Origin of the sequence: Deinococcus sp. YIM 134068 (genome assembly GCF_036543075.1) — a bacterium.
Lineage (GTDB): Bacteria > Deinococcota > Deinococci > Deinococcales > Deinococcaceae > Deinococcus > Deinococcus lichenicola.
Genome location: NZ_JAZHPF010000001.1, coordinates 294,354 through 318,692 on the forward strand (window position 1 = coordinate 294,354; position 24,339 = coordinate 318,692).

Annotated in this window: 29 protein-coding genes and 1 tRNA gene; 17 read left to right on the plus strand and 13 right to left on the minus strand. The window is 70.0% G+C overall.

Annotated features, from left to right (window positions below; all coding sequences use genetic code 11):
- Positions 1 to 62: 62 nt before the first annotated feature.
- Complete coding sequence (locus V3W47_RS01590; RefSeq protein WP_331823391.1) at positions 63 to 518, minus strand: peroxiredoxin; 456 nt, start codon at positions 516 to 518, stop codon at positions 63 to 65.
- A 223-nt stretch (positions 519 to 741) separates the two neighbouring features.
- Here V3W47_RS01590 and V3W47_RS01595 point away from each other — a divergent pair, with 223 nt between their 5' ends.
- Positions 742 to 1,845: an acyl-ACP desaturase gene (locus tag V3W47_RS01595; protein WP_331823392.1), complete on the plus strand. Its 1,104-nt coding sequence runs from the start codon at positions 742 to 744 to the stop codon at positions 1,843 to 1,845.
- A gap of 178 nt (positions 1,846 to 2,023) precedes the next feature.
- Here V3W47_RS01595 and V3W47_RS01600 read toward each other — a convergent pair whose 3' ends face one another.
- Complete coding sequence (locus V3W47_RS01600; RefSeq protein ID WP_331823393.1) at positions 2,024 to 2,338, minus strand: YkgJ family cysteine cluster protein; 315 nt, start codon at positions 2,336 to 2,338, stop codon at positions 2,024 to 2,026.
- Positions 2,339 to 2,491: 153 nt separating this feature from the next.
- Entirely contained in the window at positions 2,492 to 3,625 is a 1,134-nt protein-coding gene (locus tag V3W47_RS01605) for a pyridoxal phosphate-dependent aminotransferase (protein WP_331823394.1), read from the minus strand.
- Positions 3,626 to 3,715: 90 nt separating this feature from the next.
- Between V3W47_RS01605 and V3W47_RS01610 the strand changes: the two genes are divergently transcribed.
- From V3W47_RS01610 to V3W47_RS01620, 3 genes are read left to right on the plus strand one after another with little or no spacing between them, the layout of a single operon-like run.
- Positions 3,716 to 4,336: a TetR/AcrR family transcriptional regulator gene (locus V3W47_RS01610; RefSeq protein WP_331823395.1), complete on the plus strand. Its 621-nt coding sequence runs from the start codon at positions 3,716 to 3,718 to the stop codon at positions 4,334 to 4,336.
- Positions 4,333 to 4,677, plus strand: coding sequence for a hypothetical protein (locus V3W47_RS01615; protein WP_331823396.1), 345 nt, complete (start codon positions 4,333 to 4,335; stop codon positions 4,675 to 4,677). The genes V3W47_RS01610 and V3W47_RS01615 overlap by 4 nt, the downstream gene beginning before the upstream one ends.
- 4 nt (positions 4,678 to 4,681) lie before the next feature.
- A complete protein-coding gene (locus tag V3W47_RS01620; RefSeq protein WP_331823397.1) occupies positions 4,682 to 5,062 on the plus strand; it encodes a hypothetical protein in 381 nt (126 codons plus the stop codon).
- Positions 5,063 to 5,145: 83 nt separating this feature from the next.
- On the opposite strand, the gene V3W47_RS01625 is transcribed toward V3W47_RS01620, so the two are convergent.
- A complete protein-coding gene (locus V3W47_RS01625) occupies positions 5,146 to 5,811 on the minus strand; it encodes an SRPBCC family protein (protein WP_331823398.1) in 666 nt (221 codons plus the stop codon).
- Positions 5,812 to 5,983: 172 nt separating this feature from the next.
- Positions 5,984 to 6,310: a hypothetical protein gene (locus V3W47_RS01630; protein WP_331823399.1), complete on the minus strand. Its 327-nt coding sequence runs from the start codon at positions 6,308 to 6,310 to the stop codon at positions 5,984 to 5,986.
- Between the two features lie 196 nt (positions 6,311 to 6,506).
- Between V3W47_RS01630 and V3W47_RS01635 the strand changes: the two genes are divergently transcribed.
- From V3W47_RS01635 to tmpR, 4 genes are all read left to right on the plus strand, one after another.
- On the plus strand, positions 6,507 to 7,415 hold the full coding sequence (locus V3W47_RS01635) for a DMT family transporter (RefSeq protein WP_331823400.1): 909 nt from the start codon (positions 6,507 to 6,509) through the stop codon (positions 7,413 to 7,415).
- Positions 7,412 to 8,884 (plus strand): ABC transporter permease subunit, encoded by a 1,473-nt coding sequence (locus V3W47_RS01640; RefSeq protein ID WP_331823401.1) that lies wholly within the window; start codon positions 7,412 to 7,414, stop codon positions 8,882 to 8,884. The genes V3W47_RS01635 and V3W47_RS01640 overlap by 4 nt, the downstream gene beginning before the upstream one ends.
- A gap of 71 nt (positions 8,885 to 8,955) precedes the next feature.
- Entirely contained in the window at positions 8,956 to 9,366 is a 411-nt protein-coding gene (locus V3W47_RS01645) for an NUDIX domain-containing protein (protein ID WP_331823402.1), read from the plus strand.
- Entirely contained in the window at positions 9,363 to 10,094 is a 732-nt protein-coding gene (gene tmpR, locus V3W47_RS01650) for a bifunctional dihydropteridine reductase/dihydrofolate reductase TmpR (RefSeq protein WP_331823403.1), read from the plus strand. The genes V3W47_RS01645 and tmpR overlap by 4 nt, the downstream gene beginning before the upstream one ends.
- A gap of 61 nt (positions 10,095 to 10,155) precedes the next feature.
- Here the strand turns inward: tmpR and V3W47_RS01655 are convergent, their stop codons facing one another.
- Positions 10,156 to 10,632 carry a YbaY family lipoprotein gene (locus V3W47_RS01655; RefSeq protein WP_331823404.1) on the minus strand — a complete coding sequence of 159 codons (477 nt, stop codon included), beginning with the start codon at positions 10,630 to 10,632 and terminating at the stop codon, positions 10,156 to 10,158.
- Positions 10,633 to 10,798: 166 nt separating this feature from the next.
- On the opposite strand from V3W47_RS01655, the gene V3W47_RS01660 reads away from it, so the two are divergent.
- Positions 10,799 to 11,605, plus strand: a complete 807-nt coding sequence (locus tag V3W47_RS01660; protein ID WP_331823405.1) for a MerR family transcriptional regulator — start codon at positions 10,799 to 10,801, stop codon at positions 11,603 to 11,605.
- A 37-nt stretch (positions 11,606 to 11,642) separates the two neighbouring features.
- On the opposite strand, the gene V3W47_RS01665 is transcribed toward V3W47_RS01660, so the two are convergent.
- Positions 11,643 to 12,623, minus strand: coding sequence for an asparaginase (locus tag V3W47_RS01665; protein WP_331823406.1), 981 nt, complete (start codon positions 12,621 to 12,623; stop codon positions 11,643 to 11,645).
- Positions 12,624 to 12,639: 16 nt separating this feature from the next.
- Positions 12,640 to 13,569: a hydroxymethylbilane synthase gene (gene hemC, locus V3W47_RS01670; RefSeq protein ID WP_331823407.1), complete on the minus strand. Its 930-nt coding sequence runs from the start codon at positions 13,567 to 13,569 to the stop codon at positions 12,640 to 12,642.
- Between the two features lie 93 nt (positions 13,570 to 13,662).
- Here hemC and V3W47_RS01675 point away from each other — a divergent pair, with 93 nt between their 5' ends.
- Positions 13,663 to 14,964 (plus strand): hemolysin family protein, encoded by a 1,302-nt coding sequence (locus V3W47_RS01675; RefSeq protein WP_331823408.1) that lies wholly within the window; start codon positions 13,663 to 13,665, stop codon positions 14,962 to 14,964.
- A gap of 120 nt (positions 14,965 to 15,084) precedes the next feature.
- Here the strand turns inward: V3W47_RS01675 and V3W47_RS01680 are convergent, their stop codons facing one another.
- Positions 15,085 to 15,651, minus strand: coding sequence for a DinB family protein (locus tag V3W47_RS01680; protein ID WP_331823409.1), 567 nt, complete (start codon positions 15,649 to 15,651; stop codon positions 15,085 to 15,087).
- Positions 15,652 to 15,698: 47 nt separating this feature from the next.
- A complete protein-coding gene (locus V3W47_RS01685; RefSeq protein WP_331823410.1) occupies positions 15,699 to 16,727 on the minus strand; it encodes a tRNA dihydrouridine synthase in 1,029 nt (342 codons plus the stop codon).
- 161 nt (positions 16,728 to 16,888) lie between these two features.
- Between V3W47_RS01685 and V3W47_RS01690 the strand changes: the two genes are divergently transcribed.
- Complete coding sequence (locus V3W47_RS01690) at positions 16,889 to 17,404, plus strand: GNAT family N-acetyltransferase (RefSeq protein ID WP_331823581.1); 516 nt, start codon at positions 16,889 to 16,891, stop codon at positions 17,402 to 17,404.
- 80 nt (positions 17,405 to 17,484) lie between these two features.
- Positions 17,485 to 18,234 carry an acetylglutamate kinase gene (gene argB, locus V3W47_RS01695; RefSeq protein ID WP_331823411.1) on the plus strand — a complete coding sequence of 250 codons (750 nt, stop codon included), beginning with the start codon at positions 17,485 to 17,487 and terminating at the stop codon, positions 18,232 to 18,234.
- 45 nt (positions 18,235 to 18,279) lie between these two features.
- Here argB and V3W47_RS01700 read toward each other — a convergent pair whose 3' ends face one another.
- From V3W47_RS01700 to purE, 3 genes are read right to left on the minus strand one after another with little or no spacing between them, the layout of a single operon-like run.
- On the minus strand, positions 18,280 to 18,837 hold the full coding sequence (locus V3W47_RS01700) for a GNAT family N-acetyltransferase (RefSeq protein ID WP_331823412.1): 558 nt from the start codon (positions 18,835 to 18,837) through the stop codon (positions 18,280 to 18,282).
- Positions 18,834 to 19,940, minus strand: coding sequence for a 5-(carboxyamino)imidazole ribonucleotide synthase (purK, locus tag V3W47_RS01705; RefSeq protein WP_331823413.1), 1,107 nt, complete (start codon positions 19,938 to 19,940; stop codon positions 18,834 to 18,836). Before purK ends, V3W47_RS01700 begins: the two co-directional genes overlap by 4 nt.
- Positions 19,937 to 20,470, minus strand: coding sequence for a 5-(carboxyamino)imidazole ribonucleotide mutase (purE, locus tag V3W47_RS01710; RefSeq protein WP_331823414.1), 534 nt, complete (start codon positions 20,468 to 20,470; stop codon positions 19,937 to 19,939). Before purE ends, purK begins: the two co-directional genes overlap by 4 nt.
- Positions 20,471 to 20,494: 24 nt before the next feature.
- Here purE and V3W47_RS01715 point away from each other — a divergent pair, with 24 nt between their 5' ends.
- The 5 genes from V3W47_RS01715 to V3W47_RS01735 all read left to right on the plus strand — a co-directional run bounded on the left by V3W47_RS01715 (position 20,495) and on the right by V3W47_RS01735 (position 23,972).
- Positions 20,495 to 21,685 (plus strand): glutamate ligase domain-containing protein, encoded by a 1,191-nt coding sequence (locus V3W47_RS01715; RefSeq protein ID WP_331823415.1) that lies wholly within the window; start codon positions 20,495 to 20,497, stop codon positions 21,683 to 21,685.
- A gap of 37 nt (positions 21,686 to 21,722) precedes the next feature.
- A tRNA-Lys gene (locus V3W47_RS01720) sits at positions 21,723 to 21,798 on the plus strand.
- 326 nt (positions 21,799 to 22,124) lie between these two features.
- Positions 22,125 to 22,514: a hypothetical protein gene (locus tag V3W47_RS01725; protein ID WP_331823416.1), complete on the plus strand. Its 390-nt coding sequence runs from the start codon at positions 22,125 to 22,127 to the stop codon at positions 22,512 to 22,514.
- Positions 22,515 to 22,558: 44 nt separating this feature from the next.
- Entirely contained in the window at positions 22,559 to 23,446 is an 888-nt protein-coding gene (locus V3W47_RS01730; protein WP_331823417.1) for a hypothetical protein, read from the plus strand.
- 91 nt (positions 23,447 to 23,537) lie between these two features.
- The gene (locus V3W47_RS01735) at positions 23,538 to 23,972 is read left to right on the plus strand and encodes a hypothetical protein (RefSeq protein ID WP_331823418.1); all 435 of its coding nucleotides are present in this window, start codon (positions 23,538 to 23,540) and stop codon (positions 23,970 to 23,972) included.
- Positions 23,973 to 24,339: the final 367 nt, after the last annotated feature.

Here is a 24,339-nt window from a genome sequence, read left to right on the forward strand (position 1 = left end):
TTGGCGCTCCTCACTTCGGCAAGGAGAACGGCCCATTCGGCGAGCAGCTCTCCCCGTCGTGTCTACAACGCCGCGATCTTCCCCAGCACCACTTCCGGTCTCACCGTGTACTCGCTCGTCTTGGCCTCCACGTGCTCGAAGCGGACCACGCCCGCCCGGTCGATCAGGAAGACGGCCCGCCCGCTGATGCCGCGCTCGTCAATCGCCACGCCGTACTGCCGGGCCACGTTCAGGTTCATATCGGCGAGGAGGGGCACCTCGATGCCGTACTCGGCGGCCCAGGCCTTGTGGGCGTACACGCTGTCGCGGTTGATGCCCAGGATGACGGCCCCCGCCTCGGCGAAGTCGTCCTGCCGCCCGGAATACTCGGGAAGCTGCATAGAACAGACCGGGCTGAAGTCCAGCGGGTAGAACACCAGCACGACGTGCTTGTGGCCCCGGAGGCTGCTCAGGCTCACCGTCTCGCCGCTCGTGGAGGGCAGCGTGAAATCGGGCGCGGGCTGACCGAGAAGGCTCATGGGGCAGAGTCTAGCGGCCCCCGTCCGGCGGGAACTGTGGACGGGGCGGGGAGGGCTAGAGTGGACGGCTCTTCTCCCCCTCCCCACCCCCCAGCGAATGTGAAGGCTCCCCCCCTTTGCACCGCGTCCCGACTCACGGCGTTCCCCGAAGCGCGGGCGTAGGCTGGTCGGGTATCGTCGTTCAACTCTGTCCCACCCCTCCGAACGGCGAAGGAGGCCCCCGATGGCTGACGTGATGCCCCCCAACATGCTGAACGACCGCCCGCGTACCCCCGCCGGGCTGCTGAGCAATGCCGAAAAAGACCGTCTGATCGAGCGCGGCTTCCTGGGGCTGTACCGCTGGTACACCGCCCGCAGCCAGGAGACGCGCAACTGGAACGCCGACCGGAGCTTCGACTGGCGCAACCTCCGCAAGGACCTGCCGCCCGAGATCGTCACCGTGATGCAGGGCTTTTTCGCGGTCGAGCAGTACGCGCCCGATTTCACGGGCAGCCTGCTGTACCTCGTGCGGAGAAGTCATGGCCGCAGCCACTTCCAGATGCGCTGGGGCAGCGAGGAGGAGAAGCACGCCGACGCGTGGGAGAACGCCGTCCTCTTCTCCGAGCAGCGCAGCCCCGAGTGGATCGCCGAGTACAAGCACCGCCTGAAGTCGCAGACGTGGGAACTCCCCTTCCCCGACGCGATTCACAACCTCGTGTACACCGTGTTTCAGGAGCGGGCGACCCAGCTCAACTACCTGAACATGATGAAGATCGCCCAGGGCAGGAGCGAGAAGCCGCATCTCGCGGGCGTGGCCGACCCCGTGCTGGCCAAAGTGGCGCAGACCATCGCGGTGGACGAGGCGGCGCACTACAACTTCTTCCTTGAGGGCGTGCGGATGTACCTCTACTACTACCCCGAGCGCACGCTGGACGCCATCAAGAACGTCATCGGGCAGTTCTCCATGCCCGCCGCGCAGCTCGTGCCCGACTGGCAGGAGTTCGCAGAGACGGTGTACCGCGCCGGAATCTACGGCCCGCGCGACTTCCAGCGTGACGTGATGCAGATCGCCTTCCGCAACCTCGGCATCGAGAGCCGCAAGGCGCTGGAGGAGGGCATCAAGAAGACCCGCGAGGTTCCCGACTTCGAGGGCGGCAACCACAAGACGACGGCCATCTTCGAGACCTTCGACTACGGGCAGGTGGAGGGCGACGTGCGGCGGCTGCACGTCAAGATTCAGGACTACGAGAAGGAGATCGGCTTCGACAAGCTCGACCCGACCACCTTCGTGGAGAACCCGGCGGTGCCGCGTGGGGCCACGGGGGAGGGGCAGGCGGCGGACGACTGAGGAGCGGTCAGCCTTCAGCTTTCAGCGGTCAGGGTCAGCACAGAACAGTCAGCACAGAAGCAGGCTCCTGCCCCGGCGGGGGCCTCTGCGTTTGTGGTGAACCCGCTCCCGGTAGGCTGGGTGGATGATGGGGTGGAGGGTTCGCCGGGTGGCCGGACGCACGCGCCCCCTCGCTGACCTACCGGGGCAAGCCGTTGGGGTCCGCCTCCCCCTCCAGTCCGTAAATCTGGAGGAAGCGGACCACCCGCGCCGACAGGGTGGGCAGGGGCGCGACCTCGCCGCACACCCAGTCGGGCTGATAGTTGCGGCAGACGGCGGGCCGCGCCGCGTACACGCCACACAGACAATCCGGCCCGAGGTGGGCGCACGGCACCCCCAGCGGCTTTCCGAGCGCATGGATGTCAGGAGCCGCGCAACACGCCCCGCACGCCGTACAGTCGCGGACGACGGACGAACGGGGCGGGAAGTTGGGGGGAGCGGCGAAGGAGTCCATAGGGGAGGCGATGGACGAAGGCTAACGCCGCCGCTGAGAGGAGATTGTTTTTTGCTCCCTCTCCCCCTGCGTGAGAGGGCCGGGGAGAGGGGTGACGAGCAACGCTCGTCCTTCTCTTCTGCTGGACGCAAGTCCTACGCGGCTCCCAACGCCTTATTCTCCGCCCCCTCGACCCCTCGACCCCTCGACCGCCCCAAACGCCCACGCCGCCGCCAGCAGCGCCTCGTTCTCCTCCCGCGTGCCCACCGCCACCCGCAGGCAGCCCTCCAGCCCCGGCAGCTTGTCCTGACGCCGCACCACGATGCCGCGCGAGAGGAGGTGGCGGTACGCGGCGTCCGCGTCGGGCGTCCGCAGCAGGAAGAAGTTGGCCCGGCTGGGATGCGCCCGCCACACCGGATGCCCGGAGAGCGCCGCCAGCACCCGCTCCCGCTCGGCGACGACCTCGCGGGCACGTTCGGCCACGTACTCCGGGTGTTCCAATGCGACCTCCAGCGCCGATTGGGCGAGCATCCCGACGTTGAAGGCGGAGACGAGTTTCTGAATGTGCGCGGCCATCCCCGGCGTGCTGAGCGCGTAGCCCAGCCGCACGCCCGCCAGCCCCCATGCCTTGCTGAAGGTCCGCAGGCCGACCCGGTTGCCCCCCTCCAGAATGAGGCTCCGGTAGTCCGTGCCGCTGTACTGGTGGTACGCCTCGTCGAGCACGACGACCCACTCGCCCGCCGCGTCCACCACCTCGCGCACGGCGGCCTCCGAATCCGCGAACCCCGTCGGCGCGTGGGGCTGGGTGACGTACAGCACGCCCGGCGGGTAGGCTCGCAGCGCCTCTTTCAACCCCTCCACGGGAAGAGAAAAATCGGGATTCAGCGGCACCTGCACGAGCCGCGCGCCCAGAAGTTGCGCCTCCAGCGTGTAGACGCTGAAGGTGGGGCTGACCGTCACCACCGTCTGCCCGATGCCCGCGAGTTCGGTCAGGAGCTTGATGAGGACGTTGCTGCCCGGCGTAACGACCACGCCCGCCGAGTCCCAGCCCTCGAAGGCGGCGATGCGCCCCCGCAACTCGTCCGCGTGGAGATCGGGGTAGCGGTTCCAGGGGCGGGCGAGCATCCGCTCGGCGGCGAGGGCCTTCAGCCCCTCGGGGAAGTCGAGCGGACTCTCGTTCTGGTCGAGCTTGATGGGCGCGTCGGTCGGCGTGAAGGGATACGCGGGCACGGCGCGCACGGCGTCGCGCACGCCCGCCGGTTCTCCCGAGGGCACCGTGCCGGGACGGGAAAGAGGCTCGGAGGTCATGCCGTTCTTTGTATCATCCCCGGCCCAAACGGGCGTTCGTTGGCCCCCGTGCTACGCTGCCGGAACGCGCGCCCCGCGCCTCATTTGCCCATGACTGACCTCCCCGCCGAACCCATCGTCCCCACCAAGACGCGCCGCGAGCAGATTCACGACGTGGCGAGTCGGCTCTTTTCCGAGCGCGGCTACCACGCCACGAGCATGCGTGACCTCGCCGGGGAGCTGGGAATGCAGGGCGGCAGCCTGTACGCGCACATCAGCGGCAAGGAGGACCTGCTCGTCGAGATCGTGAACCGGGCGGCGCGGCAGTTCGACGCGGCCCTCTTCGTGCTGCGGGACGAAGCCCTCCCCGCCGACGCCAAGTTGCGCGAGGCGATGTACCGCCACCTCAGCGTGGTCGCGGGCAACATGGAGAGCGCGACCGTCTTTTTTCACGAGTGGAAGCACCTCTCGCCGGAGGCGTACCGCCACGTCACCGACTGGCGCGATACCATCGACGCCTTCTACCGCGACCTCGTGCGGCAGGGCATCGGGGAGGGCGTCTTCCGCGCCGACCTCGACGTGAGGATGGCGGCCAACCTGATCCTCTCCGCCGTGAACTGGTCGTATACGTGGTATCGCCCCGGCGGTCCGCTCTCGCCGCGCGACGTGGCCGAGGGGTACGCCGACATGCTGCTGGGCGGTCTGCGCGCCCCCACCCTGGGGGAAGGATGAGTCATCCCACCGTCACCGTCCGCATCCGCGACGCCCTGCGGTACGCCCAGGGCCGCGCCGCCAAGCTGGGTCGCACCCAGCAACTCGAACTCGGCACCGACCTCTTCATCCGCATCGCGCCGGGGGGCCGCCGCTTCCTGCTGTTCTGCCTGGACGCCGAACCCGACCACGCCACCGCCCGCGCCATCGCTGAGGCGCTGGGGCTGAGGGACCCCCAGTACGGCTGGCATCAGGGCGCGACCCTGCGCTCGCTGACGGTGGTGGAGGCGGGGGCGGAGGTGCAGGAGGAAGCTTCACCGGACGATGCTTCGACGGACGCCCAGTTTGAAGACCCAATCTGACGGCATGGAAAGCCCCAATCTGGAACGTCTCCTCCGCGAGCTGAACCGAGCATTCGACCAATTGGTGATTTTCGACTGGTATGACGGTGTGTTGAGTAGCGTTGCGCTGATGCACGAGGAGGAAGTCGCCATCTTTCTAAGGGCAGTTTGGGCGGACTGTCCATACCCTGAAGCAGACTCCTATCTCTACCGAGTCTCCAGCCTTCCCTACACGGCAGTTGCACTGCGGCTGTCGGAAGTGGCCTCACAATGGGTCAACAAACAGGCGGAAGTGCTAGAGGAATTGCTGCCCTCAGCAAAACCCGAGAACTTGCTGCTTCTCATGGACAGGGACAGCAATAGAATCCTCTCCGTATGGCGACAGGTTGATCCAGGCATGCCGTAGAGGAATCCACCCAAGCGACCGAGAAATCTCTCAAAAGATGAGGGGCAGCAGCCCGCAAGCCACCGCCCCTCACCCCTTCCCGCTCAGTTCGCCGGGTTCGCGCCCTCGAAGGTCTGCTTGAACTTCTGGAGGTCTTCCGCGATCTGCTGGCTGGGTTCCTCGCCGAAGAGCCTGGCGACGGCGGCCCCCAGCGCCCCGGCGGGCGGACGGTAGGAGAGAGCGACGTGGACGCGGGTGCCCCCGCTCGGCAGATTCTCGAACTGGACGCTGCCCGCGTTGTCCACGGTCGCGCCGGGGAGCGAGTGCCAGCCGATGCGCTCGCCGGGCTTATCGTTGACGATCTCGGCCTCCCACTCGACATGGGTGCCCAGCGGGGCCTTCGCCACCCAGCGGCTGCGGCGGTCGTCCAGCACGGTCACGCTCTCCAGGTGGCTCATGATCATGGGCAGGTTCTCCAGCTTGCGCCAGTAGTCGTACACCTGCTGGGGCGAGCGGTCCACGACGACGCTGTGCTCCACGAAGATCGGCTTGGCCGCCGCCGTGTTGCCGCTCAGGCCCGCCGCCGCCATCACCGGGTCGTTGCCCGTTGCCGCGCGGTAGGCGAGGTAGCCGCCGACTGCCGCCATGCCCAGCCCCAGCACGCCACGTTGACGCAGGCCCAGCAGCACGAGAGCACCGCCCGCCACCCCGCTGACCATCCGGCCCTGATCCATCCCCTTGCCCTGCTCCCCACTGCTGTTGTTCGTCATGAATGATTCCTCCGCTCCGGGCAGTCTAGGCCCCGTTCTCATGGAGCCGGGTGAAGTCTTGCCCAAGTCACATTAAAGGGCGACGGTGGGGAGGGGCGGCCAGCGGCCAGCTTCCAGCCGCCAGCAACATAGGGTGATGGGAAGTGGGTTGAGATCGAGGATGGAACGGCCCTCAGCGATTCTCGTTCCTGTCCTCGCCACTCGCGCCGATAATGTCCGCGTCCTGCCCCTCGCCGCTCGGGCGGAGCATCCCGCTGTTGTCCATCTGGCGGGCAGGGTCGCTCTGTTCGTCCGTGGGGATAGCGCCCTCCTGCCCGGACCCCTCGTAGCCCTTCCTGGCGTCCTCGGTGGCGGCGCGGTCGGCGGCGGTGACAGGGCCGCCGGGCACGTCCGGGTCGAGGTTGGTGGTGATGTCGGGCTGGTCGCCGCTGCCCCCCATGTACGACTCCTGGGATTGGCCCTGCGGCTGTGTCGAGTTGACCGGATTCCGTTCGTCCATCGGTGGACCTCCTGAGTTGTGGCTTGCTGGGTTGTGGCTTGCTGGAAGGCCATGCTCCCCGAACCCCGGCGGGCGGCGGATGTGCCCGGCTTGACCTGCCCCTCACGCTCGCGCCGCCGTGTGTCCGCGCTAGGCTGGCGGGCGTGACTCGGCCCGCGCTCGGCTCCGCACCCTTCAGGAGAGGACCGGGGTTCCCGTGACCCGCCTCGCCTTCTCCCGCGCGCCGCAGGTCGGGCGACTGGACGCGCTCTCGCTGGCGGCGATCCTCGTCACCATCGTGTTCTGGGCGTCGGCGTTCGCGGGCATCCGGGCGGGGCTGGAAGCGTTCTCGCCGGGGCACCTCACCCTCTACCGCTTCCTGGTGGCGAGCGCGGCGCTGGGCCTGTACGCGATCCTCGCACGCATCCCCCTCCCCTCCCCCGCCGACCTGGGGCGCATCTTCGTGCTGAGCCTGAGCGGGATCACCGCCTATCACGTCCTGCTCAACGTCGGGCAGCAGACGGTTCCATCGGGGACGGCGAGCCTGATCGTCGCGGCGGGGCCGGTGTTCACGGCGCTGCTGGCGACGCGTTTCGCGGGCGAGCGGCTGAACGCGCTGGGATGGCTGGGGACGCTGATCAGCCTCGGCGGGGTGGCCCTGATCGTGCTGGGGCGCGGGCAGGACCTCGGCTTCACGCGCGGGGCGCTGCTGATCCTGGGGGCCGCCGTCTGCACCAGCCTGTATTTCGTGTTTCAGCGGTCCTTGCTCAGGAGGATGAACTCGCTGCACTTCACGGTCTGGAGCCTCCTTCTCGGCACGCTGCCCATGCTCGTCTTCCTGCCGGGCTTCGGGGCGGAGCTGGCCTCGGCCCCCACCGGGGCGCATCTCGCCGTGATCTACCTCGGCCTCTTTCCATCGGTTCTCGGCTATCTCACCTGGACGTTCGCCATCTCGCGGGTGGGGGCGAGCGCGACGACCTCCTTCCTCTACGTCAGCCCGGTCTTCGCCGTCCTGATCGGGTGGCTGTGGCTGGGCGAGGTGCCGGGCCGCATGGCGCTGATCGGCGGGCTGATCGCCATCGCGGGCGTCCTGCTCGTGAACACGCGGGGCAGGCCCGCCGCGTGACGACCGGGGAGAGCATCGCCATCCGGCTCGACGACGTGACCGTGCGGCTGGGTGGCCTCACCATCCTCGACCGCGTGTCCCTGACGGTCCCGCACGGGGAGTTCCTGGCGGTGATCGGCCCCAGCGGCGAGGGCAAGAGCACGCTGCTGCGCGCTATCGCCGGATTGCTGCGCCCGCAATCGGGGACGGTGGAGGTCGCCTCGCCCCCGGCGCTGATGTTTCAGGACGACCGCCTGCTGCCCTGGCGCACGGCGCTGCGGAACGTGCGGCTGCCGCGTGACCTGGGGGCGGGAGGGGGACTCGCGCCGGGGGAGGCGCTGCATCTGGTGGGCATGGACGCCTACGCGGGCTACTTTCCGGGGCAGCTCTCGGGCGGGATGCGGGCGCGGGTGGCGCTGGCCCGCGCGCTCGCCCAGAGCGGCGACGTGCTGCTGCTGGACGAACCCTTCGCCGCACTGGACGCCCTCGTGCGCGAACGCTTCAACGCCGAGTTGCGCCACCTGCACGACAAGACGGGCCGCACGACGGTCCTCGTGACCCACTCCATCCGCGAGGCCGCCACCCTCGCCGACCGGGTGGCCGTGCTGCGCGGCGGGCGCATCGTGGAGTTGCTGGACACCCGCCAGCAGACCCACACCCCGGTCGCCGCCACCCCCACCGAGGCGCACCTGCGCGCCTTGCTGGGCGCGGGGAACAGCACCCGCCTGAGGGTGGAAGCCCCGAACCGCGTCCGCCTGGGCTGGCTCGCGCCGACCGCCGCGCTCCTCACGGGCCTGGGGCTGTGGGCGCTGGGGGCGCGGGTGCTGAACCAGCCCTTCCTCCTCCCCGGCCCGGCGCAGGTCTGGGCGGAGCTGGTGAAGACGCCCGGCGAGTTCCTGACCTTCACGTGGGGGACGGCGCGCGTGGCGCTCCTCGGAGCGCTGCTCGGGAGCCTCGTCGGGGCGTTGATCGGCTATCCGCTGGGCAAGTCGCGGGCGCTGGAACGCTTCCTCAGCCCGTTTGTCGTCGCGGCGCAGAGCACGCCCATCGTGGTCCTCGCGCCCCTGCTCATCACGTGGTTCGGCTTCGAGCTGGTGCCCGCCGTCCTCGTGAGTGCGCTCAGCGCCCTCTACCCCGTCATGGTCGCCACCATCGTCGGTGTGCGGGAGGTGCGGGCGACCGACCACGAGCTGTTCTCCACCCTGCGCGCGGGGCCGTGGCAGCGGCTGACCCGGCTGGAACTCCCCGCCGCCCTGCCCGTCATGCTCGGCGGCCTGCGGCTGGCGCTGAGTCTCGCCCTCATCGGCGCGGTGGTCTGGGAGTTCGTGAGCAACCAGCCCGGCCTCGGCTTCGCGGTCAATCAGGCCCGCGCGTACTACAACACGCCCCGCCAGTTCGCCGCCATCGTCCTCCTGATCCTCCTCGGCGTGGCGCTGTACTCGGCGGTGGTGGGGCTGGAGCGGCGGGTGCTGCGGCACCGGAGGGGGTAGTGGGTTGTGGGGTGTGGGCCGTAGGAAAAGAAACGCCCCTCCCACACCCCACAACCCTTACCCTGCCCCTCATGGACAAACCCGTCGTCTGCGTTGGGGCGCTCGTGTGGGGACCGGAGGAGCGCGTGCTGCTCGTCCGAACGACGAAGTGGCGGGGACTGTGGGGCGTGCCGGGCGGCAAGGTGGACTGGGGCGAGACGCTGGAGGCGGCGGTCGTGCGCGAGTTCCGGGAGGAAACGGGGCTGGGCCTGCGTGACGTGAGGTACGCGCAGACGCAGGAGGCCGTCCTCAGCCCCGAGTTCCACAAGCCCGCCCACATGCTGCTGGTGGACTTCTTTGCTCGCACAGATACAGATGTGGTCACTCCGAATGAGGAGATTGAGGAGTGGGCGTGGGTGCCACTGGCGAAAGCGGGCAAGTACCCGTTGAACACCGTTACGCGGACACTCGTTGAGCTGGCGTTGAAGCGGGTGGAGGCGTGACAGGCGGCAGTGAGAAGGGCACGGCCCTCGTCACGGGCGCGGCGCGGGGCATCGGGCGGGCGCTCGCCGTGGCCCTGGCCGCCGAGGGGTACGCGGTCGCCGTCCACTACCGGGGCAGCGGGGCGGACGCGCGCGCGACGGCCCGATTGTGTGAGGAATGGGGCGTCCGGGCGATCACGTTGCAGGCCGACCTCACTGACCCGTCGGCGGCCCGCTCACTCGTGCGGGAGGCCCACACCGCCTTCCCCGGCTCGCCCCTCGCCGTCCTCGTGAACAACGTGGGCAACTACGTCCACAAGCCGCTGCTGGAGACGACCGACGCCGAGTGGGCCGACATGCTCGCCACCAACCTCACCGCCACCTTCGCCACCTGCCAGGAGGCCGCCGGGCTGATGCGCGAGGCAGGCTCCGGGCGCATCGTGAACCTCGGCTACGCGGGCGCACGGCACCTCGTCGCTCGGCCCGGCATCGTGCCCTACGTGGTCGCCAAGACGGGCGTGCTGCACCTCTCCCACGCCCTCGGCAAGCTGCTGGCGGGTACGGGTGTCAGCGTGAATGTCGTCTCGCCGGGCGTGATCGAGACCTCGGTGAGCCAGCCCCTCCGCGAGATTCCCGCCGGGCGCGTCGGCACCGTGGACGAACTCGTGGACGCGGCGATGTACTTCGTGCGGGCCAGCGATTACGTGACCGGGCAGGAGTTGGAGGTGGCGGGGGGGTGGAACCTGTGAAGGGGTGAGGCGTTAGGGGAGAGGTATTAGGAGGATCGGACTGCCCCCTAACTCCTAACGACTAATCCCTAACTCCTTCCACCACTACATCCTGCACCGCGCTCCTCGCCGCCGGCAGCGGCTGGATGACACTCGTGCGGTAGAGGACGCGACCGCCTGGGTCTGTGATGCGAGCGGTCACGGCGTAGGTGCGGCCCGGACGAAGGCGGCTGCCGTTGAACTCCAGCCGGTAGGGGGTCGAGAGGCGCGAGACGGGGAAGCTCGCCCGCACGCGCGACAGGCTCAGGCCCGTCTGGCCGGACACGTCCTCGATGGCGACGGTGACGACACTCCCGGCGGGCAGCCGCACCTCGGCGGGGGCGCGCACCCGGCCACTCAGCACGCGCCACCCGGCGGGGAGGTCGGCGGGCAGGGCTGGAGAAGCGGTGGGCGGCTGAGAGGCGGGCGCAGGCACCGAGGGCCGCGTGATCGTCATGCCCTGCGCCAGCGCGGGCGGGACAAGCAGCGCGGCGAGGAGCAGGGGAAGGCAGAGCTTCATGGGGGTACGGTAGAGCATCGGGCCGAGGTGACTGACCGAGTGGTCTGGACCGAACGTGGAAAAACACGCCTTGCTGAAGGTTGACGGCTCTTAACACGACTTCGCCACCCCACTGCTCGGCCTGAGCTTGACTCTCCCGTGGCTGGAACGCTTAGCGTGCCGGGAGATGCGAGGTCGCCTGATCATCTCCCGGTTCGCCGTCCTCACCGGCCTGCCCACGAAAACCCTGCGGTACTACGACGAGATTGGCCTGTTGTGTCCTGAGTACGTCGACGAGTCCACCAGCTACCGGTACTACGGCGTCGCCCAGATCGACCGGGCCGTCCGAATCCGCCGTTGGCGTGAACTCGGCCTGCCCATTGAGGACATCCGGCTGATCCTCGACCATCCCGACCGCGCGAGGGAGGTGTTGCTTCGTCATGAAGAGTGGCTGAGCGCCGAAATCGAGCACCGACACCGGGCACTTCTGCACCTGCGCGCCTTTCTTCAGGAGGCTCCTATGGACTACCGCATCGAGCACCTTCCCGCCCGCCAGACCCTGAGCATCCGCACGCGCCTGCGGCCACCCCACTACGAGGTCATTCCCGAAGCCCTGCGTGAACTGATGCTGTACGCGAAGGCCCGGGGCTACCCGAGTGACGCCCCGAGCTTCTTCGTGCATGACAACGACGACCAGGGCGAAGGCAGCCTCGCCGAGGTCTGTCTGCCCGTCGTGGGGAAAGCCGACCCCCAGGGGCGCATCGAGGTCAGGACGTTCGAGGGGGGCAGGGCCTTCGTCGGGCGTTTCGTGGGACCCTACGACAAGACGGGGGCCGCGTACTCCGCCGTGGTGGAAGAGGCCCTCCGGCGAGGGCTGAGCATCACGGGCGTGACTGCCGAGTTCTACGTGAAGAGTGTGCCGGACACCCCGAACCCCCAGGCCTACGAGACGGACATCGCCTTCTTCCTGGAGGAGGGGGAAGTGGGATCCTGACGGCACCTGGCCGCCCATGCAACGTGACAGAGGCCTGCTAGAACGCCCCTTCCCCGAACACCCGCCGAATCTCCGCGCCGCCTTTCCCCAGGCTGAGGAGCACCATCAGGAGCAGCCGGGCCTTGTGTGCGTTGAGAAAACTCGCGGGAATCGCGCCTGCCGAAACCAGGGTCGCCCCACCGCCGGGGTAGCCGTAGACAGGAATGACCGGCCCCGCGTGCGTGCGGGTGGCGATCACGACGGGCTTGCCCGTGGCGGCAGTTCCCGCGACGAGCGGCAGCAGTTCGGCGGGGAGATTCCCGGTGCCCAGCGCGGCGATCACGAGACCGTCGGCGCGGGCCTCGGCTTCCGCATAGCCTTCCCCCGTCCAGCCCGCGTAGGCGTACAGAATCTCCACGCGGGCCGTCAGCGCCGCCGGAGCGTAGGTGGGCCGCGCCTCGGGGCGGGCGAAGAAGCGGACGTGGGCGGCCTCACCCTCGCGGTCCACCCGCCCGATGGGACCAGGATAGCCCCCGAAGGCGTCCACGGCGGTCGTGTGGACCTTCGTCACCGTGCGCGCGTCGAAGATGTCCCCGCCGAAGACGGCGAGCGGCCCGCGCCCCCGGCTGGCGGGATGCAGCGCGACGTGCGCGGCGTCGAGCAGATTGCCGGGGCCGTCCCACGAGGGTTCCTCGGCGTGGCGCATGCTGCCCGTCAGCACCACGGACGCCTCCACCCCCAGCGTCAGGTGCAGGAGAAAGGCCGTCTCCTCCAACGTGTCCGTCCCGTGGGTGACGACCACCCCGTCGTGCCCCGGCGCGAGCCGCGTGATGAGGTGCGACAGCGCCAGCATGTGCCCCGGCGTGACGTGCGGGCTGGGGAGGCGGAAGGGCTGGTGGTCCACCACGCTCACCCCCGCCAGCCCCGGCACGGTGGGCGCGGCCTGCGGCGTCACTCCCGTCCCGTCCGGGCTGGGGCGGCTGGCGATGGTGCCCCCCGTGTGAACGACCGCAAGGCGCAGGGCGGCGGCGGAAGTCACGAGCTGGTCCGCTCGCTCAGACGTGGGCCGCCTCGATGAGGTCCCGCGCCCCCTGCCCCAGCATGTCGGCGGCGAGTTCGGCTCCCAGGTCGGCACATTCGGCGGGGTCGCCCGAGGTCGTCGCGCGGATGACGTGGCTGCCGTCCAGCGCGCCCACCCAGCCCTCCAGCGTCAGCACGCCGCCCTTGACGGTCGCGTGAGCGCCCACCGGGGCGAGGCACCCGGCCCCCAGGCCCGCCAGGAACTCCCGCTCGGCGGTGATGCGGTCGTCCGTGCCGTGGTCGTGGATGGCGTAGGCGACCTCGATGTTCAGGTCGTCGTCGGCGCGGGTCTCCAGCGCGAGGGCACCCTGACCGGGGGCGGGGAGGAGAACGTCCGGCTCGATAAACTCGTCGATGCGGTGGCGCTGCTCGGTGCGAATCAGGCCCGCCGCCGCGAGGATGATCGCGTCGTAGTCGGGGGTGCCCAACGCGGCGAGGCGGGTGTCGATGTTGCCGCGCAGGTTGACGATCTCAAGGTCGGGGCGGGAGGCGCGCAGGAAGGCCTTGCGGCGCACGCTGCTCGTGCCCACGCGGGCACCGGGCGGCAGGTCGGCAAGGCGCTTGCTGCCCTCCTTGCCGATCAGCACGTCGCGGGCGTCTACTCGCCGGGGAATCGAGGAAATCTCCAGGCCCTCCGGCTGCTCGGTGGGCAGGTCCTTGAGCGAGTGAACGGCGATGTCGATGCGCTTCCCCAGCAGCGCCTCCTCGATCTCCTTGACCCAGAAGCCCTTGTCGCCCCTTTGCGCCATCGCCTCCAGGCTCGCGCGGTTGCGGTCGCCGCCCGTGCTGATGGTCTGGATGCGGAAGTCGGTGTCGGGCCATTCCTCCTTGAGGCGGGCGACCACCCAGCGGGTCTGCGCGAGCGCGAGGTTACTGCCGCGCGTCCCTATCGTGACCGTACGCATAACCCGCGCAGTATAGCCGCCCTGCCCCACTTGCCCGCGTCGTCAGCGGGGCATGAAGGAAAGCTCACCCCGGCGGCCCCTACACTGCCCCCCGTGGGCAACCCCCTGCTGGAATTCGGCATCCTGATCGGGCTGCTGGTCCTCAACGGCTTTTTCTCCGGCTCGGAGCTGGGGGTGGTCTCCGCCCGGCGGTCGCGGCTGGAGGCGGAGGCGGCGCGGGGCAACCCCGGCGCGGCGGCGGCCCTGCGCCTGATCGAGCGGCCCGGTGCCTTTCTCGCCACCGTGCAGATCGGCATCACCCTCATCGGGACCGTCAGCGCCGTCTTCGCGGGCGGCAACCTCACCCGCCACCTCGAACCGCTGCTGCGCCCCCTCCTCGGGGACCGGGCAGACGCGGCGGCGGGCGTCGCCGTCGTCCTGCTCGTCACCTTCCTGTCGCTGGTGCTGGGCGAACTCGCGCCGAAGGGGGTGGCGCTGCGCGACCCCGAGGGGTTGGCGACGCGGGTCGCGCCCTTCTTCATGGTGCTGTCACGGGTCACGCGCCCGGTCGTGTGGATTCTGGAGGGCACCTCGCGCGGGCTGCTGAGGCTGTTCGGGATGCGGAGGGAGGCCGCCGAGTTCGTCACCGAGGAGGACGTGCGGGCCGTCGTGAACCAGGCGGCCCGGAGCGGCAGCCTGGAGGCGACCGAGCAGGGGCGTATCGAGTCGGTGCTGCGCTTCAACGACCGCCGGGTGCGCGACCTGATGACTCCGCGCGTGGATGCCGTGACCCTGGGCCTCACCGCGCCCATCGCGGAGGCGGTGGGGACGATCCTCGCCGAGGAACACGACCGCTACGCCGTGCGCGACGCCTCCGGCGAGGTGGTCGGACAGGTCGCCGTGGCCGACGTGTTGCGCTCGCTGCACACCGGGCGGCCCCTCGCGGACTTCGTGCGGCCCGCCGTGTTTCTCCCCGAGACCGCGTGGGCGGAGGACGCCCTCGCCCGGCTGGAACGGGAGGGCCACCAGCGCCTTGCGGTCGTCGTGGACGAGTACGGGGAGTTCAGCGGCGTCCTGTCCATCAGCGACCTGCTCGCGTCGCTCGCGGGGGTGGAGGACCCCACCGGGGAGGCCCTGATCGTGCGCCGGGGGGACGGCTCCTTTCTCGTGGACGGCGGCATCCCGATGCACACCCTGCGGGGGAAGCTGCCCCTGCCCCCCCTGCCCCGCGAGGACTTCAGCACCCTCGCCGGGTACGTGCTGGAGGCGCTCGGCGAGTTCCCGCAGGTCGGCGCTCTCGCCCGAGCGGACGACTGGGAGATCGAGGTCGTGGACGTGGACGGCCCGCGCGTGGACCGCCTGCTCGTTCGCCCGCCCGGGGACGTGTTCATCCCGCGCAGGGCTGGGGAAGAGTAGCTTCCCAGCGAATGTGGGTGCTGGGAGGTGCAGGGGGTCAGAGGCAGGGGGCGCGTGGTGTTGGCCTTCTGCTTTCCACTCTGAGCGGGAAGCGGTGGGGCCGGGGGCTGGACGCCTCGGCTACAGGTCCTCGTCGGCAATAGGTTCGGGCGAGTCGGGTTCGCCGGAGGGCACGTGCCGGGCGGAGTGGGGGCGGGCGAAGCGCAGGTAGTCGAGCCACGGCGGCGTGTGCCCGAGCTGGCGGATGAGGAGGACGATCTGGGCGGTGTGGCGGACCTCGTGGGTCATCACATTCCACAGGAGCTGGTCGAGCGTCACGGTGTCGCTCGCCGGATCGTCCTGCACGAGCTTGACCTCGCGGTCCAGGTCCGGCTCCCGCTCCAGCAGGGCGCGGGTGCGGCCTCCGACCTCGCGCCCGTACTCGATGATCCAGCCGAGGTCGTACTGCTCGGCGCGGGGCTGAACCCAGTCGTGCGGGTAGCGCCCCGCCACGCCGTCCCCCAGCGCGATGCCGTGAATCCAGTGGTCCTCCAGATCGGTGACGTGCAGCAGCAGGTCCTTGATGTTATGGAAGCGGTCGCCGTCGATCAGGGGTTGGTCGAGGTCGGAGGTGGGCAGCGCCCGCAGAAAGTTCCATAGCTGCTCGCGGGCGGCGGACAGGTAGGCGTAGTATTCGCGGACGTTCATGGGCCAGACCAGCATACCCCGAGGCCCGCCGCCCGGCGTGAAGACTTCTACAGGTCTCTTGACGTTTGCCCCCGCCCGAACTGGGGGGGCGGGAGGGGGGTGGGGGCCGGATGGCCCTCAGGGGCCGACAGCAGGGGCGAGAGCACGCGCGCCACGTCCTCCAGCGTCTCCACCGTCACGAGGGCGTCCCGCAGTTCGGGGTGGTCGGGGAGGTAGCCCGGCAGCACCTTCCGCAGCGGGCGCATGTTCGTCAGGCCCCGGCGGTCCGGTCCGTAGAAGGTCGCCTGCAACTCGGCGTGGCGCAGGGCGGTGCGGGCACGCTCGGCCACCGTCGGCACAGCGTCGTCGCCCGTGGCGAGCGCGCGGAAGAGCCACGGATTGCCCACCGCCCCGCGCCCGACCATGACGGCGGCGACCCCGGAGCGCAACCGGGCGCGGGCCTGCGCGGGCGTCCGCACGTCGCCGCTGCCGACCACGGGCACATCCACACTCGCCGCGACGCGGGCGATGGCGTCCCAGTCGGCCTCCCCCGTATACCGCTGGGCACTCGTGCGCCCGTGGACGGTGATCAGGCTCGCCCCCGCCGCCGCCAACCCCTGCGCGACCTCCACGCTGCGGTCCTCGTCCCAGCCGAGGCGAATCTTGGCACTCACATCGAGCGCGGTGGCCGGGCGCATTGCCCGCACCAACGCGTAGGCGACCTCGGGGGTCTGGAGGAGGCAGGCCCCGCCCTTGCCGCGCACCTTCGGCACCGGACAGCCCATGTTGAGGTCGAGGGCGGCGGGGGAAAACCACGCCTCGGCCCTCTGGACCGCCCGCGCGAGGAGGTCCGGCTCGGCCCCGAAGAGCTGAACGACCCGGTTGGCCTCACCGGGGTAGGGGCGGCCCAACGTGAGGCGCTCGGTGTCGCCCCCGAGGACCAGCCCGCGCGCGCTGATCATCTCGCTGACGGTCCAGAGCGCTCCCTGTTCAGCGGCGAGCTGGCGCAGGGGCGCGTCGCTGTAGCCCGCCATCGGCGCGAGGACCGCTCCCGGACGGGCGAGGCGGGAGGCGTAGAAGCCGGGGCCGAACGTCATCCCAGCAGGGTAGCGCACCCCTCCCCCCCGGCGCGTGAAGTCCGTCTCAGGCGGCGCAGTCGCACAATTCACGATTTCGGTCCGGAGAGGGGGCGTATGCTGCACCCAGTCCGGCCACCGTGTTCCCCTCCACCCCGCCCGCCGGACGGGAGGCACCCAACTTGAAGGTCACGCCGCTGGCGCTGCATCACGCGCCGCTGCTCCACACGTTGTACACCGCCGCCCCCGGCTACTTCGCCCTGCTCGGCACGCGCATTCCGCCCCTGGGCGAACTGACGCGCGACGTGGAAATCGCCCTCCTCGACCCCCGACGCCGCCTCGAACTCCTGCACGACGACGCGGGTGAACTGTTCGGCAGCCTCGACTGCAAGCACGACTACCCGTACCCCGGCGACCTCACCATCAACCTCCTCCTCATCCGCGAGGACCGCCAGTCGCAGGGCCTGGGCGAGCGCGTCGTCCGCGACCTGGAGCGCCGTGCCCCGCGCGGCACCACCCGCATCCTCGCCAGCGTCATCGGCGACAACCCACGCGGTGCCCGCTTCTGGGAACGCCTGGGCTACACCTTCGCCCTCGACGCCCGCCCGGCCCTGACGTGGTATGCCAGGCCGCTGGCGGTCCCGGCGGGGGGGAATGCGCTGCGCGCGGTCGAGGGGTCGAGAAGTCTGAAGGTCTAGCCACCTCGGAACGCCCCGGACCTCTCGACTCCCTGACTTCTCGACTTCTCGACTCTCCTCCCGACCTCTAGACTCCCCCCGTGATCGTTAAATACGGCGGCAACGCCATGAAGAGCCTGGAACTGCGTCGGGCCGTCGCCGGGGAAATCGCGGCGCTGCGGGCCACCCACCCGGTCGTGGTCGTTCACGGGGGCGGGCCGGTGATCGAGCGTGAGCTGGCGGCGCGGGGCATTCCCAGCGAGTTCCGGGGCGGGCTGCGCGTCACCTCACCGGGGGCAATGGACGTGGTGGAGATGGCGCTGTGTCAGCTCAACAAGCAGCTCAGTCAGGATGTGGGGGCGGCGGTCGGGCTGATGGGGCGGGACAGCGGGCTACTGCGGGCGGAGGTGCTGGACGCCGCGCTCGGTCGGGTGGGGCGGGTCACAGGCGTGAATGCCGACCTCCTGCGCACCCTGCTCGGTGCCGGACTCACGCCTGTCGTGGGCTGCGTGGCGGTCGGGCCGGACGGGGACGCCCTGAACGTGAACGCCGACACCGCCGCCGGGGCCGTGGCCGGGGCGCTCGGTGAGGGCATCGTCTTCCTGACCGATGTGGACGGCGTGTACCGCGCCTACCCCGACCCGGCGAGCCGCGCCCCCCACCTCACCCATGCGGAGACGGAGGGGGGCCTCGCCGAGGGCTGGATCGCGGGCGGCATGATTCCGAAGGTGCGGGCGGCGCTGGACGCTCTCGGAGCCGGGGCACCCTACGCGGTCATCGCCAGTGGCATGACGGCGGGCGTGCTGGGGGCGGCGGCGCAGGGGGAGGCGGGGACACGGATCACGCCCTGATGGGCGGGCAGAAGGCTCCCGGAAGCTCTCGGCCTTCTGCCTCCCTTACCTCGTCACACTGAAGATCAACGTATCCCGCAGGACCGTAGGATCGTCGGCGGCCACCGCGTCGTTCACGAGGGTCGCGTCCAGACGGTAGCCCAACGCGTGGGGAATGCGGGCGCTGCGTTCGTTGCGGGCGTCACAGCGAATCTCGATGCGGCGGAAGCCCAGCGTGTCCAGCCCGAAGTCGGTCAGCGTCCGTGCCACCTCTGTTGCGTACCCCCGCCCGGCGTGCGCGGTGGCAATCCAGTACCCGATCTCGCCCTTTGGCACCCGCCAGTCGAGCGCGTGGTATCCGCTGCTGCCAACCAGTTCGGTGCCGTCCGCGTTCCAGACGAGGTAACGCAGGTTCTCGCGCGTCCCGAAATGCTGGGCCGCCTCACGCAGATTCTCCACCGTGCCGGGCAGGTCGAGCGGCTGTTGCGCCCACACCATCCACCTCTGCAACTCCGGCAGTGAGGCGTGGATGGCCGCGTGGAAGGCGGGCGCGTCCTCGGGCCGGGGGGAGCGCAGGAGAAGGCGGGGTGTGCGGACCTCGGCGGGGACGTGGGGCGGGGTCACGGAATCAGCCGCTCCAACTCGGCGAGGCGGGCGTGGAGCGTCTCCCTCTCCGGCGCGACGAGGTTCACGTGCCCCAGCTTGCGGCCCGGACGAGGAGCCTTGTGGTAGAGGTGGCGGCGGGTGCCGGGGAGGGCGTCTATGGCGGCCCAATCGGGTTCCGAGCCGTCCGCCGTCCCCACCACGTTCACCATCGCGCAGGGGTGGAGAGGGAACCAATCGGTCAGCCCCAGCCCCAGCACCGCGCGCACCTGCGCCTCGAACTGGCTGATGCCCCCGCCGTCTTGCGTCAGGTGCCCGCTGTTGTGGACGCGGGGGGCGACCTCGTTCACGAGCAGTTCGCCGCCGGGAAGCTGGAAGAATTCGAGGGTCAGCAGGCCCGCCAAGCCCCACGCCTCCGCCACCCTCCGGGCGAGGTCGCGGGCCTGATCCTCCGTGCCGCCCGGCACCCGCGCCGGGAAGACGCTCGTCCGCAGAATCCCGTCCCTATGCGTGTTCTCCACGAGCGGCCCGAAGGCGACCTCCCCCGCCGCCGTGCGGGCCACGCCCAGACTGACCTCGCGCTCGAAGGCGACCAGCCCTTCCAGCACGCAGGGAACGCGCCCCAGCCGCTCCCAGGCAGCGTTCAACTCCACCGCCGAGTTCACCCGCGCCTGTCCCTTGCCGTCGTAGCCGAGTTCGGAGGTCTTGAGGAGACCCCGGCCCCCCACCTGCTCCAACGCATCGGGTAAGTCGGCCTCCGCCTCAATGGGCACGAAGGGTGCTGTTCCCACTCCCGCCGCACGCAGGGCCTCCTTCTCGCGCGCCCGGTGCCGACTGCGGGCGAGCAGCGTTCCGCCGGGCCGCACGGGCACCCGGCCCTCCAGGCGGGCGAGCGCCTCCACGGGCACGTTCTCGAACTCCAGGGTCACGGCGTCGCAGGCGGCGAGGTGGTCCAGCCCGTTCGGGTCGGTGTACGCGGCGTGAATGTGTTCGGCGCAGAGGCGGGCGGGGGCCTGCGGGTCAGGTTCCAGTACCACGGCCCGCACGCCGAGGGGCAGGGCGGCGAGGGCGAGCATCTGGGCGAGTTGGCCGCCGCCGAGAATGCCGAGGGATGAGGGGGTCATTCCGCCCCCGCCTGCGGGTGGCCGTCGAAGAAGGGATCGTCGAGGACGGCCTGAGTCTGACGGGCGCGAAAGGCGGTCAGGCGGTCACGCACCGCCTCGTCGGTCATGGCGAGCATGGCGGCGGCGAAGAGGGCGGCGTTCCTCGCCCCCGCCTGGCCGATGGCGAAGGTGGCGACCGGCACCCCGGCGGGCATCTGCACGATGCTCAGCAGGCTGTCCTGACCGCTCAGGGCGCGGCTTTGGACGGGCACGCCGAGGACGGGCACGCGGGTGAAGGCGGCGAGCATCCCCGGCAGGTGGGCCGCGCCGCCCGCCCCCGCGATGATCGCCGCGAGGTTCAGCCGCTCGGCACGGGCCGCGTAGGTGGCGAGGAGGGCGGGCGTGCGGTGGGCGGACAGGACGCGGACCTCGTAGCCAACGCCGAGGTCTTGCAGCACGCCCAGTGCCCCGGCCATCGTCTCGAAGTCGCTGCGGCTGCCCATCACCACGCCCACGCGGGGCCGTTCCTGTGCGTCCGTCACGGCCCGCATGGTACACGCGCTAGCCTGGGGGACATGACCGCCGCGCCCGACCACGAGTGGCTGTTCTCGCGCACCCGCGCGGGCCGGGCACGGGGGCCGGAGGCGGCGCGGGCACTCCTCGACCGCCTGGGAGCGCCGGACCGCCAGTTCGACGCCCTCCGCGTCGTCGGCACGAACGGCAAGGGCAGCACTTGCGCGATGCTGGAGGCCGGGCTGCTCGCCTGCGGCCCCCGCGTGGGCCGCTTCACCAGTCCGCACCTGACCCGCTACGAGGAACGGGTGCGCGTCGGGGGAAGGGACCTCGACCCGGCCCGGACCGCCGACTTCATTGGCTGGGCGAAGGCGAACGCCCCCGACGCCGCCTTCTTCGACCTCACGCTGGCGCTCGCGTGCCGGGAGTTCGCGCGTGAGGGAGTCGAGGTCGCCGTGATGGAGGCCGGGGTGGGCGGCGTGAGCGACGCGACGCAGGCCCTCTCCCGCATCCGCGCGGTGGCCCTGACCAATGTGGAGTTCGACCATGTGGCGACCCTCGGCCCCACCCTGCACGACATCGCCCGTGACAAGGCCCTCGCCGCTCGCCCCGGCGTCCCCCTGCTGACGACCGCGACCGGGGAGGCACTGACGGTCGTGCGGGAGGTGGCGGCGGAGGTCGGCGCTCCCCTCTTTACCCCGGAGACCCACCCTGCCCTCTTCGCCCTGCCCCGCCCGCCCCGGCTGGGGGGTGCTCATCAGCACACCAACGCCGCCCTCGCCCTGGCAACGCTCCGGCTCCTCGGCCATGAATCGGGAGTGGACGCCGCGCTGAACACCACCTACCCTGCCCGGCTCGAACGCTTCGAGGTCGGCGGGCGGGTCGTCCTCGTGGACGGCGCTCACAACCCGCACGCCACCCGCGCCCTCGCCGCCTCCGTGCCGCGCGCCGACGTGCTGCTGTTCGGCAACCTCGCGCGCAAGGACACCGCCGCCACCCTCGCGCCCCTTCTTGCCGTCGCGCCCGTGCGGGTCTTCACCGCGCCGGGAGAGACAGCCACGCCTCCCGAAGTCCTCGCCCATACCCACGGCGGGGAGTCGCACCCGGACCCAGCGGCGGCCCTCGCCCGCGCCCTGGACCTCACCCCGCCCGGTGGCACCCTGCTGGTGGCGGGAAGTCTGTACCTCGCCGGGGGGATTCGCGCCCTCCTGCTGGCCGCTTCGGGCGTGCCGGAGCCGGGGGGCGGCCCTTGACAGATGGCTGGGGCGTCCGTATACTCCCTTTCGCTCTGGGTCGTTAGCTCAATTGGCAGAGCAGCTGACTCTTAATCAGCGGGTTGTAGGTTCGATTCCTACACGACCCACCAGAACAAGCCCCGCCTAGTGCGGGGTTCTTCCTTTTGAGATGTCTTCCTGGGGCGATCTGTCACTACCGCGTCACTACCGCCCCGGCCCTCGCCCGGGAAGACCGGTGGGGGCACCTGTCCCTGTTGCCTCACTCTCCGCCAGGTCATGGCACCATGGCACAGCAGGGGATTTTCCGCACCTGGTGGGACTTTATCCTGTTCCAAGGGCTGTGCCGTCAGTGTGCCGTGGCTGGTCATGGAACAAGCAGAATCCGGTCCGGACCACAACGTGGGACCGGCCTGCGGGGGTCCTCACGTATGCTGAGCCTTCCCAGGAGGCCAGGTCCATGTCGTTCTCACGCGAGCAGGTGTTCTTCCGCTTTTACACCCACGTCGAGCAGCGCTGTGGCAAGCGCTTTTTCGTGTTGCAGAGTCACCCGCATAAGCCCCCTTACGCCACCCGGATCAACGTGACGCGGCCCAGGGATTCCGGCGAGCACCTCAGTTCCCCTCCCCGTGACTGGTTGCCGTATCCCGGTGCCCGGCGACCCTTCACGCCCGGACCCCTGGGCGTGGCCGTGTTCCATCCCGGACCGGACGGACTGTTCTCCCATTTCGAATGCAGCCGTTCGGACTTCCGGACGGAGAGCCTGCCAGCGTTTCTGGCACACATCAGCGAGCAGTATGACGACCTGCAGGTCCTCCATGAGCTGCCAGAGCCTTTGGACCGGAGTTGAGGATGAGCGGCCCGGACGGCTCAAGTGCAGGGAGCACCAGGTCCATGGAAGAGCGGATTCGTGAGCTGGCCGCACAGGCCGGCATCACCGTGGAGCAGGTGCGGGTGCCGCCGGACCCCCGTCTCCCCGCCCATGTCCTGGTGGATGGTGACGAGGCAGCAGCCAGAGCCTGGGGCCTTCACCTTTCCGGGTCGCTGCACCGGCGGATGGTGGTGGTCACCCCGGGGCGTCCCCTGCACGTCCTGCTGCAGGTGTACGGGTTTCTGGGAGAAGAACTGCTCTTCGCTGTGGAAGATCCCTGGGGCGTGATCGCGTACTTCCGGGACGACGCGGCTGTGATCAAGCGGGCCTACGGGTCGGGCCGGGCGAACCAGCAGGCCTTCGAGCACCTCACGGGGGCGCGGCTGAGCATCATGGCGGCGTCGGAAGAGTTGCGCCGCCGGGTCCAGGCCGAGCTGGAAGTTCGCGCCCGGGGCTACCCGGGGTTCCCGCCTGTGCCGGTGGACAAGGTGCTGGCCGGGCAATACCAGGTTCTCTCGGAAGCGCAGCTGCGCCGGGCGATGGCGCTGCCTGAGGAAGAGTTCGCATGGAACCTAGCGCCTGCGGGCGTGCAGCGCGGGTCATACGAGTTCCGGGTCAGCCTGAACGGTCGGCCCGTCGAGCAGGTGCACGACCGGGTGCGCGAGGCCCTCATGCGGGTGGCGGGCGGGTTTGGGCTGGAGGTGGACGACATCACCGCCACCCGGCCCGGGAACGGCAAGTACCGCACCTACTCCCTGCACGGGGAGCTGGGCTCGGCGCAGGTGAAGGTGTTCCACTCCGACAAGCACAAGGAGCTGACCTGTATCTATCCGGAGAAAATGGAGCTGTCCGCGGACAATCTGGTGTTCATGCCGCTGCTGGTGTCCATGCTGCGCTCCCGCGTGGAATAGGGGTGCCGCAGGAGCAAGGTGAAGACCAGGGTCACATTGCCCAGTCCTCAAGCAGCGCCGTCGGCAGCACAGTCAGCTCTGGAGGACCCACATGCAGAAACTGGGCAAGAACTACTACTGGGACGAGCTGTTGGCGCTCCGCCTGGCTCTGGGGGAGACCCCGGCTGTGTTCACCGGAAGGTACAAACACACCCTGGACGAGACGTGGGCGGTGTTCACCACCATCCGGCCCTATACACCTGGGCAGCGCAACCCGACAGTCTGCAATCACGTGAATATCCGGCGACCGGTGATCGGGCCTGACCGGCAGCTCAGCGAACTGGATCACAACCGCAAGTTCTATTTCGTCGGCAGGCCCTCGACGTATCTGCACTACGGCGAGGAACGCGGCTGCATCGAGGTCGCCGTGGACCTGCCGGGCCCAGCCTTCTGGAAGGCCGACCAGTCGGCGGGCAGCGACGCGCACGCGCGGGCCGCTGCCACAGCCCTCGTTGCCCGACTTGAGCATCGGCGCTCGGGCCGCTAAGGGTCGAGGGAAGCCGGAGAACGTTCCACCCGCCAGCACCGGGGCAGGTACCGTGCGGCCCAACCGCAATTGGGGCTTCCGGATCCGCAGGGCTTGCTCATGCCTCGAACTACAGGATCGACTGCGTGAATCTCGCCGCAACCGGACCCAGGTCCCTTGTCGCCGGAGCGTGACAGTACAGCAAGGAAGACGCCAGCCCGCAGCACAGAATCGCGGAGGGAATTTGGCGCTTCGGGTGCCGTTTCCTGGGAAGATGCTGAATCAAAGGAGTGGCTGTCCAGCAAGTGTCACGCTTGGACCTGAGTGGCCCGCTGGACGATGAGCTGAGCCGTACCGCGTCCCCCTGCTGCTGATCCCTGAACTCGTG